Annotated in this window: 15 protein-coding genes; 6 read left to right on the top strand and 9 right to left on the bottom strand. The window is 66.6% G+C overall.

Features of this window, described 5'->3' with window-relative positions; all coding sequences use genetic code 11:
- Positions 1-5 precede the first annotated feature (5 nt).
- On the bottom strand, positions 6-1,262 hold the full coding sequence (locus SARO_RS16780) for an aspartate kinase (RefSeq protein WP_011446941.1): 1,257 nt from the start codon (positions 1,260-1,262) through the stop codon (positions 6-8).
- A gap of 85 nt (positions 1,263-1,347) precedes the next feature.
- Between SARO_RS16780 and ubiG the strand changes: the two genes are divergently transcribed.
- Together ubiG and SARO_RS16770 are read left to right on the top strand one after the other, a co-directional pair.
- Positions 1,348-2,085, top strand: a complete 738-nt coding sequence (gene ubiG / locus SARO_RS16775) for a bifunctional 2-polyprenyl-6-hydroxyphenol methylase/3-demethylubiquinol 3-O-methyltransferase UbiG (RefSeq protein WP_011446940.1) — start codon at positions 1,348-1,350, stop codon at positions 2,083-2,085.
- A gap of 3 nt (positions 2,086-2,088) precedes the next feature.
- Complete coding sequence (locus SARO_RS16770) at positions 2,089-2,268, top strand: hypothetical protein (RefSeq protein WP_011446939.1); 180 nt, start codon at positions 2,089-2,091, stop codon at positions 2,266-2,268.
- Positions 2,269-2,271: 3 nt separating this feature from the next.
- Here the strand turns inward: SARO_RS16770 and SARO_RS16765 are convergent, their stop codons facing one another.
- The 4 genes from SARO_RS16765 to SARO_RS16750 all read right to left on the bottom strand — a co-directional run bounded on the left by SARO_RS16765 (position 2,272) and on the right by SARO_RS16750 (position 4,733).
- A complete protein-coding gene (locus SARO_RS16765; RefSeq protein WP_011446938.1) occupies positions 2,272-2,676 on the bottom strand; it encodes an acyl-CoA thioesterase in 405 nt (134 codons plus the stop codon).
- A 294-nt stretch (positions 2,677-2,970) separates the two neighbouring features.
- Positions 2,971-3,864 carry a bifunctional methylenetetrahydrofolate dehydrogenase/methenyltetrahydrofolate cyclohydrolase FolD gene (folD, locus tag SARO_RS16760; protein WP_011446937.1) on the bottom strand — a complete coding sequence of 298 codons (894 nt, stop codon included), beginning with the start codon at positions 3,862-3,864 and terminating at the stop codon, positions 2,971-2,973.
- A gap of 27 nt (positions 3,865-3,891) precedes the next feature.
- Positions 3,892-4,191: a YggT family protein gene (locus SARO_RS16755; RefSeq protein WP_011446936.1), complete on the bottom strand. Its 300-nt coding sequence runs from the start codon at positions 4,189-4,191 to the stop codon at positions 3,892-3,894.
- Between the two features lie 188 nt (positions 4,192-4,379).
- Positions 4,380-4,733, bottom strand: coding sequence for a hypothetical protein (locus SARO_RS16750; protein WP_049759461.1), 354 nt, complete (start codon positions 4,731-4,733; stop codon positions 4,380-4,382).
- On the opposite strand from SARO_RS16750, the gene SARO_RS16745 reads away from it, so the two are divergent.
- Entirely contained in the window at positions 4,732-4,923 is a 192-nt protein-coding gene (locus SARO_RS16745; RefSeq protein WP_041550554.1) for a hypothetical protein, read from the top strand. The genes SARO_RS16750 and SARO_RS16745 overlap by 2 nt on opposite strands.
- Positions 4,924-4,963: 40 nt before the next feature.
- Here the strand turns inward: SARO_RS16745 and argB are convergent, their stop codons facing one another.
- Positions 4,964-5,875 (bottom strand): acetylglutamate kinase, encoded by a 912-nt coding sequence (gene argB / locus SARO_RS16740; protein WP_011446934.1) that lies wholly within the window; start codon positions 5,873-5,875, stop codon positions 4,964-4,966.
- 110 nt (positions 5,876-5,985) lie between these two features.
- Positions 5,986-6,651 (bottom strand): queuosine precursor transporter, encoded by a 666-nt coding sequence (locus SARO_RS16735; protein WP_011446933.1) that lies wholly within the window; start codon positions 6,649-6,651, stop codon positions 5,986-5,988.
- Between the two features lie 89 nt (positions 6,652-6,740).
- On the opposite strand from SARO_RS16735, the gene SARO_RS16730 reads away from it, so the two are divergent.
- A complete protein-coding gene (locus tag SARO_RS16730) occupies positions 6,741-7,997 on the top strand; it encodes a NupC/NupG family nucleoside CNT transporter (protein ID WP_011446932.1) in 1,257 nt (418 codons plus the stop codon).
- A 49-nt stretch (positions 7,998-8,046) separates the two neighbouring features.
- Here the strand turns inward: SARO_RS16730 and SARO_RS16725 are convergent, their stop codons facing one another.
- Positions 8,047-8,661 carry a 5'-methylthioadenosine/S-adenosylhomocysteine nucleosidase gene (locus tag SARO_RS16725; protein ID WP_011446931.1) on the bottom strand — a complete coding sequence of 205 codons (615 nt, stop codon included), beginning with the start codon at positions 8,659-8,661 and terminating at the stop codon, positions 8,047-8,049.
- Positions 8,654-11,230 carry a DNA mismatch repair protein MutS gene (gene mutS / locus SARO_RS16720; protein WP_011446930.1) on the bottom strand — a complete coding sequence of 859 codons (2,577 nt, stop codon included), beginning with the start codon at positions 11,228-11,230 and terminating at the stop codon, positions 8,654-8,656. Before mutS ends, SARO_RS16725 begins: the two co-directional genes overlap by 8 nt.
- A 127-nt stretch (positions 11,231-11,357) precedes the next feature.
- On the opposite strand from mutS, the gene SARO_RS16715 reads away from it, so the two are divergent.
- Entirely contained in the window at positions 11,358-13,013 is a 1,656-nt protein-coding gene (locus tag SARO_RS16715; protein WP_011446929.1) for a hypothetical protein, read from the top strand.
- Positions 13,014-13,144: 131 nt separating this feature from the next.
- Positions 13,145-15,409 carry an NADP-dependent malic enzyme gene (locus SARO_RS16710; protein ID WP_011446928.1) on the top strand — a complete coding sequence of 755 codons (2,265 nt, stop codon included), beginning with the start codon at positions 13,145-13,147 and terminating at the stop codon, positions 15,407-15,409.
- The last annotated feature ends 33 nt before the right edge of the window (positions 15,410-15,442 follow it).

Genomic DNA, 15,442 nt, shown 5'->3' with positions numbered 1-15,442 from the left:
ACGTCTTACTCGCCGTCGAGGCCGTAGGCGGTGTGCAGCACGCGCACCGCGAGTTCGGTCTCGTCCTCGTCGATCAGCACCGAGACCTTGATCTCGCTGGTGGTGATCGCCTGGATATTGATGCCGCGGTCGGCCAGGGCGCGGAACATGGTGCTGGCGACGCCGGCGTGGCTGCGCATGCCGACGCCGACGACGCTGATCTTGGCGACCTTGCTGTTGGCCAGCATGCGGTAGTAGCCGATCGTGTCCTTGCGCTCTTCAAGCAGCGCCTGGGTACGGGCGAGGTCCGAGATCGGAACCGTGAAGGTGACGTCGGTCTCGCCCTTGTCCTTGGCGATGTTCTGGATGATCATGTCGACGTTGATGTTCGCCGCGGCCAGCGGGCCGAAGATCGCCGCGACCGCGCCGGGGCGGTCCGCGATGCGGGTCAGGGTAACTTTCGCCTCGTTCTTGTCGGCGGCGATGCCGGTGATCAGCTGGCGTTCCATATCCAATCCTTCAAGTTCCTCGTCGGAAACGATCATCGTGCCGGGGATCGTGTCCGCCGCCGGGGCGTCGTCGTCGATGAATGAGGAAAGCACCTGCACGCGCACGCCTTCCTTCATGGCAAGGCTGACCGAGCGGGTCTGCAGGACCTTCGAGCCGACCGAGGCCAGTTCGAGCATTTCCTCGTAGGTCACGTTCTTGAGCTTGCGGGCCTTGGCCACGATGCGCGGATCGGTGGTGTAGACCCCGTCCACGTCGGTGTAGATGTCGCAACGGTCGGCCTTGACCGCCGCCGCCACTGCCACGGCCGAAGTGTCGGAACCGCCACGGCCCAGGGTGGTCACGCGGTTGTCGGCGGTAAGGCCCTGGAATCCCGGGATCACCGCGATCTCGCCCGCGCCCATGCTGGCAAGCAGCGCTTCCGAATCGATGCCTTCGATGCGCGCCTTCGAATGCGCGTCGTCGGTGTGGATCGGCAGCTGCCATCCCAGCCACGAGCGCGCCTTGCAGCCCAGCGCCTGGAGATGCATCGCCAGGAGACCCGACGTCACTTGCTCGCCGCTGGCCACGACCACGTCGTATTCGGCCGGATCGTAGAGCGGGTTCGCCTCGCGGCAGAAGTTGACGAGGCGGTCGGTCTCGCCCGCCATGGCAGAGACGACCACCGCCACCTCGTGCCCTGCCGCCTGCTGGCGCTGCACGATGCGCGCCACGCGGCGGATGCGCTCGGTGCCGGCCATCGAAGTGCCGCCGAATTTCATCACGATGCGGGCCAAGGGCTTGCTCCCAGGTTGTACGAACGAAAGAATCTTTCCCGCATGGGCCATGGACCCTGCGGCGCGCGCGCTTTAGGGACGTCATATGAGCAATGCAACCTCTGCGAACACCATTCGCCCGGACGAAGCGGCGCATTTCGGCAAGCTTGCGGCAGACTGGTGGAACCCCAAGGGCTCGTCGGCCATGCTGCACAAGCTCAATCCGGTGCGGCTGGGCTTCATCCGCCAGGCGGTCGATTCGCACTTCGCCACCGATCCGCGTGGGCTGAGGCCGCTGGCTGGCCGGCGCGCACTGGATGTCGGGTGCGGCGCGGGCCTGCTATGCGAACCGCTGGCGCGGCTTGGCGCGGAAGTGACGGGCGTGGATGCGGCTGCGGAAAACATCGCCGCTGCGCGCCTCCACGCCGAAGGCGCCGGCTTTGCGATCGACTACCGCTGCGGCGACCTTGGCCAGCTTGGCCTTTCGGGGTTCGATCTGGTCACCTCGATGGAGGTCATCGAGCATGTCGCTGACAAGTCCGCCTTCGTCGCCGCGCTGGCGGGAGCATTGGCGGTGGGGGGGCTGATGGTCCTGTCCACCCCCAATCGCACCACCCGTTCGCGCCTGCTCATGGTGGAAGGGGCGGAGGCGGTCGGGCTGGTGCCCAGGGGCACGCACCACTGGGAGGATTTCGTGACCCCGGTCGAACTCCACGACCTGCTGGACGCGGCGGGGCTGAGGATGGGCAATCCGATGGGCATCGCCTGGAGCGTCAGCCGGGGGCTGCACCTGTCGGATGACCTTGCGCTCAACTACATCGTCACCGCGACACGGAAGGATTGAGACATGGGCGAACGCTTCGAACGCCACAAGCAGCCGTGGACTGCGGACGAAATCCAGAAGCTGCACACGCTGGCGAAGAAGGGCATGGCGCTCAAGGCTATCGCCAAGGCGCTGACCCGCAGCGAGGAATCGGTGAAGCTGCGCGCCAAGAATGACGGGCTTTCGATCGCGAAGCTGCGCTGACGCCTATTTGCCCGAGGGCAGGAACCTGTCGACCAGCTCGCGGGCAAGGCGGGCGGGGCGCAGCGTTTCGGCATCGAGGCAGCACCAGCTCGACTTCACTTCGGCAAGCACTTCCTCGCCCCGCTTGATCAGGGTTTCGTAGAAGGCGCGTGCGCCCTGGACCTTTTCCAGCACGACATGGGCGATGACCGTATCGTCGAGGAAGGTCGGGCGGCGGTAGGTAATCTCGTGCTTGAGCGCGACCCACAGGTGCGCCGCCACCGCATCTGCCGGCGCCAGCGCGCGCCAGTGGTCGATCACCGCATCCTGCACCCACTTGAGGTACGAGGCGTTGTTGACGTGGCCCATGAAATCGATGTCGGCGGGATCGACGTGTATCGGGACGAGGTGGGGGATCGCGTTGCTCACACCGATGTAGGTAGCACGATTCGCCTCGTGCCGGTAGGCGCAGAAGCATCCTTTTCGGCGAGCCGTTCGGGGAGGGGTTTACACTGTCCAGGGAGAGCAATGTACCCCCCCTCCCGCGGCGGGGACGCACCGGCGTTCCGGCAGCAAGATCAACGGTTCAAGGAGCAGGCGCCAAGCCTTGCAGAACCGGCAGATGTAGGACAGCGAATTTGAGGGCGCGGCCCGCGCAGGACCGCATACCCAATTTCAGATCGGCCCATTTTCAGATCGGCCCAAGTCCAGATCGGCCCAAGCTCAGATCGCGTCGGCGGAAAGGTCGATCCCCGCGTTGCGGTAGGCCGCGACCAGCGCGTTGCGCAGAAGCACGGCGATGGTCATCGGGCCGACGCCGCCCGGAACCGGGGTGATGGCCGACGCGACTTCGGCGGCGGACGCATAGTCGACGTCGCCGACCAGCCGGGTCTTGCCTTCTTCCTTGCCCGGGACGCGGTTGATGCCGACGTCGATCACGGTTGCGCCCGGCTTGATCCAGTCGCCCTTGACCATCTCGGGGCGGCCTACGGCTGCCACGACGATGTCCGCGCGGCGCACGACTTCCGGGAGGTTCTTCGTGCGGCTGTGCGCGACCGTGACGGTGCAGCTTTCGGCGATGAGCAACTGCGCCATCGGCTTGCCGACGATGTTTGAGCGGCCGATTACCACGGCATCGAGGCCGGAAAGGTCGCCCAGTCGGTCCTTTAGCAACATCAGGCAGCCAAGCGGGGTGCAGGGCACGAAGCCCGGCTGGCCGACGGCGAGGCGGCCCGCGTTGATCACGTGGAAGCCATCGACGTCCTTGTCGGGATTGATCGCGGCGATGACCTTCTGCTCGTCCATGTGCCGGGGCAGGGGAAGCTGGACGAGAATGCCGTCAACCGCCGGATCGGCGTTGAGCTGCTCCACTACGGCAAGGAGGTCGGCCTCGGCGGTGTCGGCGGGAAGCTTGTGCTCGAAGCTTGCCATGCCCGCTTCGAGCGTGCTCTTGCCCTTCGAGCGAACATAGACTTGGCTCGCCGGGTCCTCGCCCACCAGCACCACGGCAAGCCCCGCCTTGCGACCGGCCCTGGCCTCGAATGCAGTGGCAAGGTCGCCGACGCGCCCGCGCAGCGTGGCGGCAAAGGCCTTTCCGTCAATAACGGCAGCAGTCATCGAAATAGGTTCCGTTCCGGTGTGGCTTCAGAGCCCCGCGCCCGAGGCGGCAACGCCGCTCAGCAGGATCGTCAGCAGGTTGAGGCCGATGATCAGCACCATCGGCGAGAAATCGATCGCGCCGGTATCGGGCATGATCCGGCGGATGGGCCGGAGGAGGGGTTCGAGGATGGCGTTGAGCGCCTTCCAGATCGCCGCCACTGCATTGTTGTGCATGTTCACGACGTTGAAGGCGATCAGCAGGCTGAGCACGAACTGGACGATCACCACGATTACGATGATGTTCACCAGATAGTTGATCATGGCAATCAGCGTGTACAGCAGCATTGCGCGTGTTTCCTTCGTCGACCGGGCCTGCGCCGAAATCCGGCGGGAACCCTGCTCCTAGCCGACCCTCTCCGGGGGCCACAAGTGCCGCTGAATACGCAGCGGCCGAGGCTTGCCCGGTTCTGTATGTGTTGCTTACAATCTTTGCAAGGACCGCGATGGGGCCGCGCGGATCGGGCGCCGCAACGTCAGGGCGCGAGCGTGGCGCTCTCGATATGCCAGCGCAACTGCTCTGTCGTGGCACCGGGCACATCGTTCGCGCGGCGCAGGGTGACCTCGCCGGCCAGTTCGCGTTCGCCGTCGCGAATGGTCACGGGCGCGGTGTAGTAGAGCGAACCCGCCGCGCCTTCCTGAGTGCCGTCGCCGACGGTCACCTCGGGCGCCTCGAGCACGCTCCACCGCGCGGCGAAGGCGGCTTCGTCAAGCCCGCTGCGATTGCCACGGTCGCCCCAGTACGCCCGCACGGCCTTCCAGTCGCGTGCTTCGATGGCGGAAGCGAAGGCATCGAGCACGGTCTGGGGATCGCGCGCAAAGGAAGGCATGCCGGGGCCGGTCGGCGGCACGGCGGAAGCAGTGCGGGTTGGCGTGGGAGCGGCCGGTGTCGGCGTCGCCACCGGCGTCCCGCTTGTCATAGCGGTGGGGGTCGGCGGGGAAGGATCGCTGTTGCAGGCGGCAAGCGGCAATGCAGCAAGCGCCGCGGCGAGACGACAGGGGCGGATCATGCCGCACTGACGAGCGGCACGCCTTCCGGTTCCCGTCTTTAATGCAGCCTTCAGGCGCGGATCAGGGTGCCCGCGCCGCGCGCCGTGAAGATTTCGAGGAGCATCGCGTGGGGCACGCGGCCGTCGAGCACGACGGTTGCCTCGCAGCCCGCCTCGACCGCGTGGACGCAGGTTTCCAGCTTCGGGATCATGCCGCCGCTGATCGTGCCGTCCTCGGCCAGCCGCGCGATGTCGGCGGGGCGAAGGTCGGTGAGCAGGTTCTTGTCCTTGTCGAGCACGCCGGGAACGTCGGTCAGCAGGAACAGGCGCGCGGCGCCCAGCGCGGCGGCGATGGAGCCGGCCATCGTGTCGGCGTTGATGTTGTACGTCTCGCCGTCCTCGCCAACGCCGATGGGGGCGATGACCGGGATCATGCCGGCCTTGCAGATCGTGTCGATGACGGTCGTGTCGATCCGGTCGGGCTCGCCCACGAAGCCGAGGTCGACGACGATGGGATCGCCGCTTTCAGCATCGGCCACGGCCTTGGGCGCCTTCTTGGCCTCGACCTTGCGGGCGATGACCATGCCCCCGTCCTTGCCGGAAATGCCGATGGCCTTGCCGCCCGCGCGGGCGATCCAGCTTACCAGTTCCTTGTTGATCGCGCCGGCGAGGACCATTTCTGCGACTTCGGCCGTTTGCTTGTCGGTGACGCGCAGGCCGTCGACGAACCGCGATTCGATGCCGAGCGCCTTGAGCATGCGACCGATCTGGGGCCCGCCGCCGTGGACCACGACAGGGTTGATGCCCACGGCCTTGAGCAGCACGATATCTTCGGCGAAGTCCTGCGCGAGTTCGGGATCGCCCATCGCGTGGCCGCCGTACTTCACCACGAAGGTCTTGCCCGCATAGCGCTGGAGATAGGGCAGCGCCTCGGTCAGCGTTTCGGCCTTGGCAAGCATTGCGGGGTCGTGGTTCTGGCTCATGCGCGGGCCCTTACGCGCAATGGAGGCGGAATCCAATATTGCTGATCGCGCGATCGCGGCAGGATCTGCGGCAAGGTCGCGCTACATCGCTGGGGCCAGCATCGACTTGATCAGGCCGTGCGGTCGAGAAACTTGCCCAGCCGAACGAAGACCCAGATCAGCGGCGGGACCATGATCGTCGAAAGCACCAGCTTGGAAATGATCTGGCCTTCCATGATCGAGACGATGGGCAGGTCCTGGCCGTAGAACGATATGGTGATGAACAGGATCGTGTCGACGATCTGCGACAGCATGGACGCGAGCCACGCGCGCAGCATCAGCATCCTGCCCCTACCGCCCGCGATGCGCGAGAACAGGTAGACGTTGAGCGTCTGCGAGGTGCCGTAGGAGATCAGCCCGGCGAACTGCATGCGCGCGCCTTGCCCAAGCAGGCGCGCGAAGGCGTCCTGGTCGGTCCAGAACGGCGCGGGAGGTACGACGTGGATCACCGTCGTCAGCAGGATCATCGACACGATCAGCGGGACAAAGCCGAAGCGGACCAGCCTGTTGGCCATGTCCTGTCCGAAAAGTTCGGCGACCGCGCTGGCCATGACCACCAGCAGCAGGAAGGCGAAAATGCCGGACTCCACCGCCAGATCGCCCAGCAGCGGCCAGGTTCCGAGCGAGGCCAGCTTGGTGCCGAGGACCCCTGCCAGCACGCACAATCCGCCGTAGAGCAGGGCAAAAGCGAAAAGCGAACGGGGGATTGCGGGGGTGGAAGCGGCGTTATCGTGCATCAAGGGCGGATAGCGCGCTTTTTTCCGCCCGCCAATTCGCTATTAGGTTCGTCTGAAACCATCCTGCCTGCGGAGCACTGCCCTTTCCGATGCGTGTCGTGTCCAGCCTCGTCGGGATGGTGCTCATCCTTGCGCTCGCCTTTCTTCTCTCCTCGAACCGCCGTGCGATTCGCCCGCGGGTCGTGGCCGCCGCTTTCGCGCTTCAGGCCGGGTTTGCCGCACTGGTGCTTTACGTACCGTTCGGCAACCGCGCGCTGCAGGGTGCGGCGGGCGGCGTCGAAAGCCTGCTCGGGTTCGCGCGGGCCGGGGTGGCGTTCCTGTTCGGCCCGCTGGCCGACCCGGCCATCGGCGGCACCAGCTTCGCCATTTCCGCTCTGCCGGTGATCGTGTTCTTCGCGGCGCTGATCTCGATCCTCTACTATCTCGGCGTGATGCAATTGGTGATCCGGTGGATCGGCGGCGCGCTGGAGAAGGTCACCGGCATCAGCAAGGTCGAATCGCTGTGCGCGGCGAGCAACATCTTCGTCGGGCAGAGCGAATCCCCGCTGGTGATCCGGCCCTATCTTGCCGGGCTCAACCCCTCGCAGCTTTTCTGCGTGATGACCGTGGGCATGGCCGGCGTGGCGGGGACCATCCTGGCGGCTTACGCCTCGATGGGCATCCGCATCGACTACCTGGTCGCCGCAGCGTTCATGTCGGCACCGGGCGGTATCCTGATGGCCAAGCTGATGATGCCGGACGAGCCGCCTGTCCCGGCCGAGGTGGGGGGCGAGGATCTGCCCAACCCGCACGTGAAGCCGAGCCTCGCTTCGGACGAGGAAGAGCGTCCCGCCAATATCATCATGGCAGCCAGCCAGGGGGCGCAGACCGGCGTCAAGCTTGCCGTCGCGGTGGGTGCGATGGTGCTGGCCTTCGTTGCGCTGGTAGCGCTGGCGAACGGCGTGCTGGGATGGATCGGCGGCTGGTTCGGCGCGCCGCAGCTCTCATTCCAGATGGTGCTTGGCTATGTCTTTGCGCCGGTGTTCTACCTGCTCGGCGCGGATGGCTGGGCCGAGGCGATGCAGGCGGGGGGATTGTTCGGCAGCAAGATCGTGCTGAACGAGTTCGTCGCCTTCATCGAACTGGGCAAGGACACCGCGCTGTCGCAGCATACCGTCGCCATCGTCACGTTCGCGCTGTGCGGCTTTGCCAATTTCAGCTCTATCGCGATTCAGATGGCGGTGACCGGCGGCCTGGCGCCGAACCAGCGCCCGGTGATCGCCAAGCTCGGTATCCGCGCCCTGGTGGCCGGGGCGCTGAGCAATCTGATGAGCGCGGCGCTGGCGGGACTTTTCCTGAGCCTTTGATCTTCAGCTCACCTCATGCCCGACGGGAACGGACAGGGAAGGCCTGTCGCTAGCCGTAGTGGGCCGCGAGCAGGTCCACCGCCTTGGCCAGTTCGCCGTCGAGATAGCCAAGCAGCTTGTGCCAGTCGTGCGCGCCCGCGAGTTCGCCCGGGCCGTCCGATACGCCTCGAAGTCCCACCAGCGGCACGCCGAAAGTGCGCGCGGCACGGGCGACGGCGTAGGTTTCCATGTCGACCATGTCGGCGTCGATGCCGTCCCAGCCCGCGCCGCTGACAACGTCGCCGCCGCTCGACAGCGATGCGACAGGAAGGCCGAGCGGGGTTTCGAGCGTCAGGTCCTTCGGTTCGTCGAGGTAGGGCACGATGCCGGGTTCGATGCCCAGCGGCGATGCGTCCATGTCGCGCCAGGACACCTGGCCGACCTGATGGACCGAGCCGAGCGCGCAGCGCCGCGATCCGGCTGAACCGAGGCAGACGACGAGGTCGGGCAGGGAGCCTGCCGCTTCCATCCGGGCGAGCGCGATGCCGGTGTGCAGCGCGGCCTCCACCGGGCCTATGCCGGTGATCAGCGGCACGAAGCGGGCGCGCAGGTGTGGGCCGTATTCGGGCGCCGCTGCCATGACGAACAGCGTGCGCTTGCGGCCCAGCAGGGTCGGCTCAACCATTGGCCTGGGCTTTCAGTTCGTAGAGCAGGTCCAGAGCCTCGCGAGGGGACAGTGCGTCGATGTCGAGGCCGTTGAGGCGTTCGCGAAGGGCATCGACCTTTTCCTCGGCGGCCTCGATGGCGGCGGCGAAGAGGGGCAGGTCGTCGAGCCCGGCCGCCAGCCCGCCGGTGGCGGCGCGGCCTTTCTCCAGCTTCTCCAGCACCGACTTGGCGCGCTTGATCACGGGCGCGGGAACGCCGGCGAGGCGGGCCACGGCAAGGCCGTAGGACTTGTCGGCCGGACCATCGGCCAGTTCGTGCAGCAGGACGAGGTCGCCCTTCCACTCGCGCGCGCGGACGTGATGGAGCGAGAGGGCGTCGCAGCTTTCGGCGAGGCGGGCGAGTTCGTGGTAGTGCGTGGCGAAAAGGCAGCGGCAGCGGTTGATGGTGTGGACCGCCTCGGCTACCGCCCAGGCGAGCGCGAGTCCGTCGTAGGTCGAAGTGCCGCGCCCGACTTCGTCGAGAATGACGAAGCTGCGGTCCGTTGCCTGGCTGAGGATCGCTGCCGTCTCGACCATCTCGACCATGAAGGTCGAGCGGCCGCGCGCGAGATTGTCCGATGCGCCGACGCGGCTGAACAGGCGGTCGACGAGGCCCACTGTCGCCGACCGTGCCGGAACGAAGCCGCCTGCCTGGGCGAGCAGTACGATCAGCGCGTTCTGCCTCAGGAACGTGGACTTGCCGCCCATGTTAGGCCCTCCGACCAGCCACAGCCGGTCCTGCGGCCCGAGCGCGCAGTCGTTGGCGACAAAGCGCTCGCCCTTGGCGGCAAGCGCCGCTTCCACGACCGGATGGCGCCCGCCACTTATTTCGAGACAAGGCTCGTCTACCACGCGCGGCAGGGCCCAGCCGCCTTCGGCAGCGCGTTCGGCCTGACCGGCGGCGACGTCGATGCGCGCAAGCGCGGCGGCGGTGGCCGCGATCGCCTCCTTCGCGCGCACCGCGTGGCCGACGAGGTCCTCGAAGTGTGCTTCTTCCGCTGCCAGCGCGTGTCCGCCGCTCTCGGCGATGCGGCTCGCCTCCTCATGCAGCGCCAGTGCGTTGAAACGCACGGCTCCAGCCATGGTCTGGCGATGGGTGAAACCGGAATCGGGCGCCATCAACCGGTCGGCGTGCTTTGCGGGAACCTCGATGAAATAGCCGAGCACACCGTTGTGGCGGATCTTGAGGGCAGTGATCCCGGTGTCGTCGCGGTACTTGGCCTCCAGCGCGGCAATCGCGCGGCGGGCGTTGCCCGATATGCGGCGCAGTTCATCGAGCGCCGCGTCGTAGCCCTCGGCGATGTAGCCCCCCTGTGACCTTTCGGTCGGAGGGGCAGGGACCAGCGCACGGGCATAGAGGTCGCAAAGTGCGCCGTGGCCGGCGAGCGAGGGGAGCAGCGCGTGGACCGGTTCGGGCCGGTCAGCGCGAGCGTGCAGCAGACCGTGCAGCCGCCGCGCTTCGGACAGGCCGTCGCGCAATTGCCCGAGATCGCGAGGGCTTCCACGCCCCGCGACGACGCGGCCAAGCGCACGCCCGACGTCGGGCAGCGAGCGCAGGATGGCGCGGATGTCGCCCCTCAGCAGCGGATCGTCGTGGAGCCAGCTGACCATTTCGAGGCGGCGGTTGATCGCGCGTGCGTCGGTCAGCGGCGCGGAGAGGTCTTCCGCCAGGAGGCGCGCGCCGGCGCCCGTGACGCAGCGGTCGATCGCCTCGACAAGGCTGCCCCGCCGCGTCCCGGTGGAACTGTTCAGGATCTCGAGGCTTGCCCGCGTGGCCTCGTCCATTGCCATGTGGGTGCCCGCTTCCCGCGCCACCGGGGGCAGCAGGAGCGGCAGCGCGCCGCGCCCGACATGGTCGAGGTAGGTGACCAGCCCGCCGGCCGCCGAGAGCATCGCCCGGGTGAACTGGCCGAAGCCGTCGAGGGTCGACACGCCGTGCACGGCCTTGAGTCGCGCTTCGCCCTCTTCGCTGGCGAAGGTCCGATTCGGACGCGGAACGCAATCGAAGGGCCGGTCATCCCAGGAATCGGGTGCGACGATCTCGCTCGCACCAAGCCGGGCAAGAGCCGCGCCAATCTGGTCGGCGGCGCATTCCTCCAGCTCCATCCGGCCGGTCGAGATGTCGCAGGCGGCGATGCCGATGAGGCCGCGTACTTCGCACACCGCCGCAAGCACGTTGGCCCGGCGCGGTTCGAGCAGCGCCTCCTCGGTCAGCGTCCCGGCCGTGACGAAGCGGACGATGTCGCGCGCGACGAGAGCCTTGGAACCCCCGCGTTTCTTCGCTTCCTCGGGGGTTTCCACCTGTTCCGCGATGGCGACGCGGCACCCCGCCTTGATCAGCCGGGCAAGGTATCCCTCGGCCGAATGGACCGGCACGCCGCACATCGGAATGGGCGCGCCGCCATGCTCGCCCCGGCTGGTGAGGGCTATGTCGAGAACCTGTGCGGCGACCTTCGCGTCGTCGAAGAAAAGCTCGAAGAAGTCGCCCATGCGATAGAACAGCAGGCAGTCGCCAGCCTGGTCCTTTAGCGCAAGATATTGCGCCATCATCGGAGTTGGGGCATTAGGAGTCACGCGGCGGTGGCTAGACCAGCCGCGCGTGTTTCTCAAACCATCGACACCGGATATCCGCAACTCCGCGCCAGAATGCATGGAGCCGGTCCGGTCTTGTGGGGGAATGACTGGTTTGACGCAAGTCCGCGAAAAGGATTGGCTGCAGGGCCTCAAGGCGATCTGGGCGCGCGCCGGTGCGCTGCCGTGGCTCTCCGGGCCGGGCATCCTGCTGTGCGTTCTGATCGTGTGCCTGCCTTTCGCGCTGGTCGACGTGCCGCCGCTGATCGACGTGCCGGGCCACATGGGCGCCGCCGCGATCGAGGCTGCCGGTCCGGGCAATCCGCTGGAAAAGTACTTCACCTGGAAATGGGTGTTCACGCTGAACATCGGCGGCGGCGTGCTGATGAAGGTGCTGGGCGCGCAGTTCGGCATACTTGCTGCGGGGTGGTGGAGCACGGTCCTGGCCACCGGCCTGTTCGCGGGCGGCTGCCTGTGGACGATCCGCATGCTCAATCCCCGGGGCGGGCACGCGGCGGCATGGTCGCTGATGTTCGTGTTCAGCTTTCCCCTGCTCACCGGCTTCCTCAATTACATCCTCGCTACCGGCCTCTCGCTGACCGCGTTCGGCGCGTCGCTGTGGCTGGAACAGAAGAACCCGCGCGCCCGCGCGGCGATGCTGATCGTGGCGCAGCCGGTCGCAATGCTGTGCCACGCCATCGGCGGCCTTCTGCTCGCGCTTCTCGTCGCTGCCCACGCCTTTGGCCGGGCGATGGACGAACTGCCCGAAGGCTGGCGCTGGCGCGATCTCACCAACCGCCAGTGGCTGAGAACGCTCGACTGGAAGGCGATCGGCCTGCGTCTGTGGCAGGCCTGCTGGCCCTTGCTCGCCACGGTTGTCACCATCCTGTTGTGGAAGGCATTTTCGCCGCCCGCCAAGAGCATGAACGTCTGGCGCTGGGACCAGAAGGCCTGGTCCTTCGTGCTGACCCTGCGCGACCAGTCCAAGCTGCTTGATTTCGGCACGTCGATCATCGCCGGCCTGCTGGTTCTGGTTGGCCCGTTCCTCGGCGCGAAATGGCGCTGGCGCCAAGGCCTGCCCGCGCTGACCGTCTTGCTGCTGTTCATCGCGATCCCAAGCGATATCAACGGCTCCGCTTTCGTCGACATCCGCCTTCTGCCGGTTGCGGCCATGCTCGGCCTCGGTCTCCAGGACTGGAGCGGGGCGCGCCGTCCGCAATGGGCTAAGATCGTGGCCTGTCTTGGCATGGCGCTTCTTGCCGTACGCCTGACGGTCACCGCGTGGAGCTTTGCCGGCTATGCCGAGGACTACAACAAGCAGCTTTCCGCGCTGACCCATGTCGAACCGGGCAGCCGCGTCCTCGCCTTTGTCGAGCATTCCTGCCTCGACGAATCGTGGCGCAACACCCGGCGCGATCACCTGGCGAGCCTCGCCAGCCTCTATCGCCAGGCGTGGGTGAACGACAACTGGGCCGTTCCGGGCCTGCACATGGTCATTCCGCGCTTCCGCCCCGGCCGCAACTTCACCGCCGATCCTTCCGAATTCGTCTGGTCGCGCCGCTGCGCCGGCGGCTGGCGCCGTACGGTCGAGACAGCGCTCAAGCATGCCCCGATCGAGCGGGTGGACTATGTCTGGCTGATCGATACCGGCCTGCCGCGCCGCGCCGACCCGCGCCTCCAACTCGTGTGGCAGGAAGGCCGCAGCCTGCTGTTCAAGGTGCGTCCGCTTGGCATCCCGACCTGGAAGCCGAAGGATTTCTGACGCGAGCGGCGTGTGCGATTCCGGCAATTCGATAGATTTGCATCGATCGCATCGCGTTCCGCCGCCTTGACGTAGCGTTCAAGCTCGGACAGGGCCTTAGACACGAAGTCCGGCCAGATATCGGGGGAACCATGTCCGAGGAAAGCAACGTCCGCTTCACCGAGCGCGAGGCGCTTTTCTACCATAACACGATCCGCCCGGGTAAGATCGAGATCATCGCCTCGAAGCCGATGGCGACGCAGCGCGATCTCAGCCTGGCCTATTCGCCTGGCGTTGCGGTGCCGGTACGCGCGATCGCGGAAGATCCGTCCACGGCGTACGACTATACCGCGAAGGGCAATCTTGTCGCGGTCATCTCCAATGGCACCGCAATCCTCGGCCTCGGCAATCTGGGCGCGCTTGCTTCCAAGCCGGTGATGGAAGGCAAGGCGGTGCTGTTCAAGCGCTTTGCCGACGTCGATTCGATGGACATCGAACTGGCGACCGAAGATGCCGATGCCTTCATCGAGGCGGTCGCCCTGCTCGAACCGACGTTCGGCGGCATCAACCTTGAAGACATCAAGGCGCCTGAGTGCTTCATCATCGAACAGGCGCTGAAGGAGCGCCTCAAGATCCCGGTCATGCACGACGACCAGCACGGCACCGCGATCATCTCCGCTGCTGGCCTGCTTAACGCCTGCCACCTGACCGGTCGCCGGCTCGAGGACGTGAAGGTCGTCGTGAACGGTGCGGGGGCGGCGGCAATCGCCTGCACCGCGCTGATCAAGGCGATGGGCGTGCGCCACGACAACGTGATCATGTGCGACCGGTCCGGCGTGATCTACCGTGGCCGCGAATCCGGCATGGACCAGTGGAAGAGCGCGCATGCGGTCGACACCACGGCGCGCAGCCTCGAGGATGCGCTCGTCGGGGCGGACATCTTCCTGGGTCTTTCCGCCGCGGGCGCGCTCAAGCCCGAATGGGTGCTGAAGATGGCGCCGCAGCCGATCATCTTCGCGATGGCCAATCCGGACCCGGAAATCACGCCGCCCGATGCCAAGGCCGTCCGCCCGGATTGCATCGTCGCGACGGGCCGGTCCGACTATCCCAACCAGGTCAACAACGTCCTTGGTTTCCCCTTCATCTTCCGCGGCGCGCTCGATGTGCGGGCGACCGCGATCAACGAAGAGATGAAGATCGCCGCGGCAGAGGCCATCGCCCAGCTCGCGCGCGAGCCGGTGCCCGAGGAAGTGGCTGCCGCCTATGGCATGAACCACACCTTCGGGCTGGACTACATCATTCCCGCGCCGTTCGATCCGCGCCTGATGGAAGTCGTCTCCTCCGCCGTCGCCAAGGCGGCGATGGATTCGGGCGTCGCGCAGAAGCCTATCGAGGACTTCGACGCCTATCGCACCAGCCTCAAGGCGCGTCTCAACCCGACGACTTCGGTCCTGACCAACGTCTTCGCCACGGCCAAGGACAACCCCAAGCGCGTCGTCTTCGCTGAAGCCGAGAACGAGGTGGTGCTGCGCGCCGCGATCCAGTTCAAGGATTTCGGTTATGGCACGCCGGTGCTGGTGGGCCGCACCCAGCCGGTTCTCGACCTGCTGACCGAACTTGGCGTCAGCGACCCGTCGTCCTACGAGATCCACAACTCGGCGGTTTCGCCGCTGGTGCCGGAGATGGTCGAGTACCTCTACGAACGGCTCAAGCGTCGCGGCTATCTCGAGCGTGACGTCAGACGCATGGTCAACCAGGACCGCAACGTCTTCGCCTCGCTGCTCGTCGCGCTTGGACATGGCGATGCGCTCATCACCGGCATGACGCGCACCTTCGCGCAGTCGATGAAGGAGGTACGCCGCGTCCTCGATCCGAAGCCGGGGCACCTGCCCTTCGGCATCCACCTGATGGTGGCGAAGAACTACACCGTGTTCCTCGCCGACACGACGGTGAACGAGCGTCCCTCGGCCGAAGACCTCGCGCACATCGCGCGCGAGACCGCCGCCGTTGCCCGCCGCATGGGCCACGAGCCGCGCGTGGCGTTCCTGTCCTATTCGACCTTCGGCAATCCCTATGGCCGCTGGCTCGATTCGATCCGGGGCGCGGTGGCGATCCTCGACGCCGAGAATCCCGGCTTCGAGTATGAGGGCGAAATGGCGCCGGACGCCGCGCTCAACCCCAAGGTCATGGCGAACTATCCGTTCAGCCGCCTCTCGGGCCCGGCCAACGTGCTGATCATGCCTGGGCTGCAATCGGCCAACATCTCGGCCAAGCTGCTGCGCGAATTGGCGGGCAATGCGGTGATCGGGCCGATGCTGCTGGGCATGGAGAAGCCGGTGCAGATCGCGCCGATGACGTCGATCGCGCCCGACATCCTGACCCTGGCCGTGCTGGCAGCGGCGGGCATCGTCGGCTGATCCGCAAGCGGGATGGGGCGCTCCCCGCGAAAG

The sequence above is a fragment of the Novosphingobium aromaticivorans DSM 12444 genome (assembly GCF_000013325.1).
Lineage (GTDB): Bacteria > Pseudomonadota > Alphaproteobacteria > Sphingomonadales > Sphingomonadaceae > Novosphingobium > Novosphingobium aromaticivorans.
Note: the sequence above shows the minus strand (reverse complement) of the source record. Positions and strands in the feature narration are given on the sequence as shown.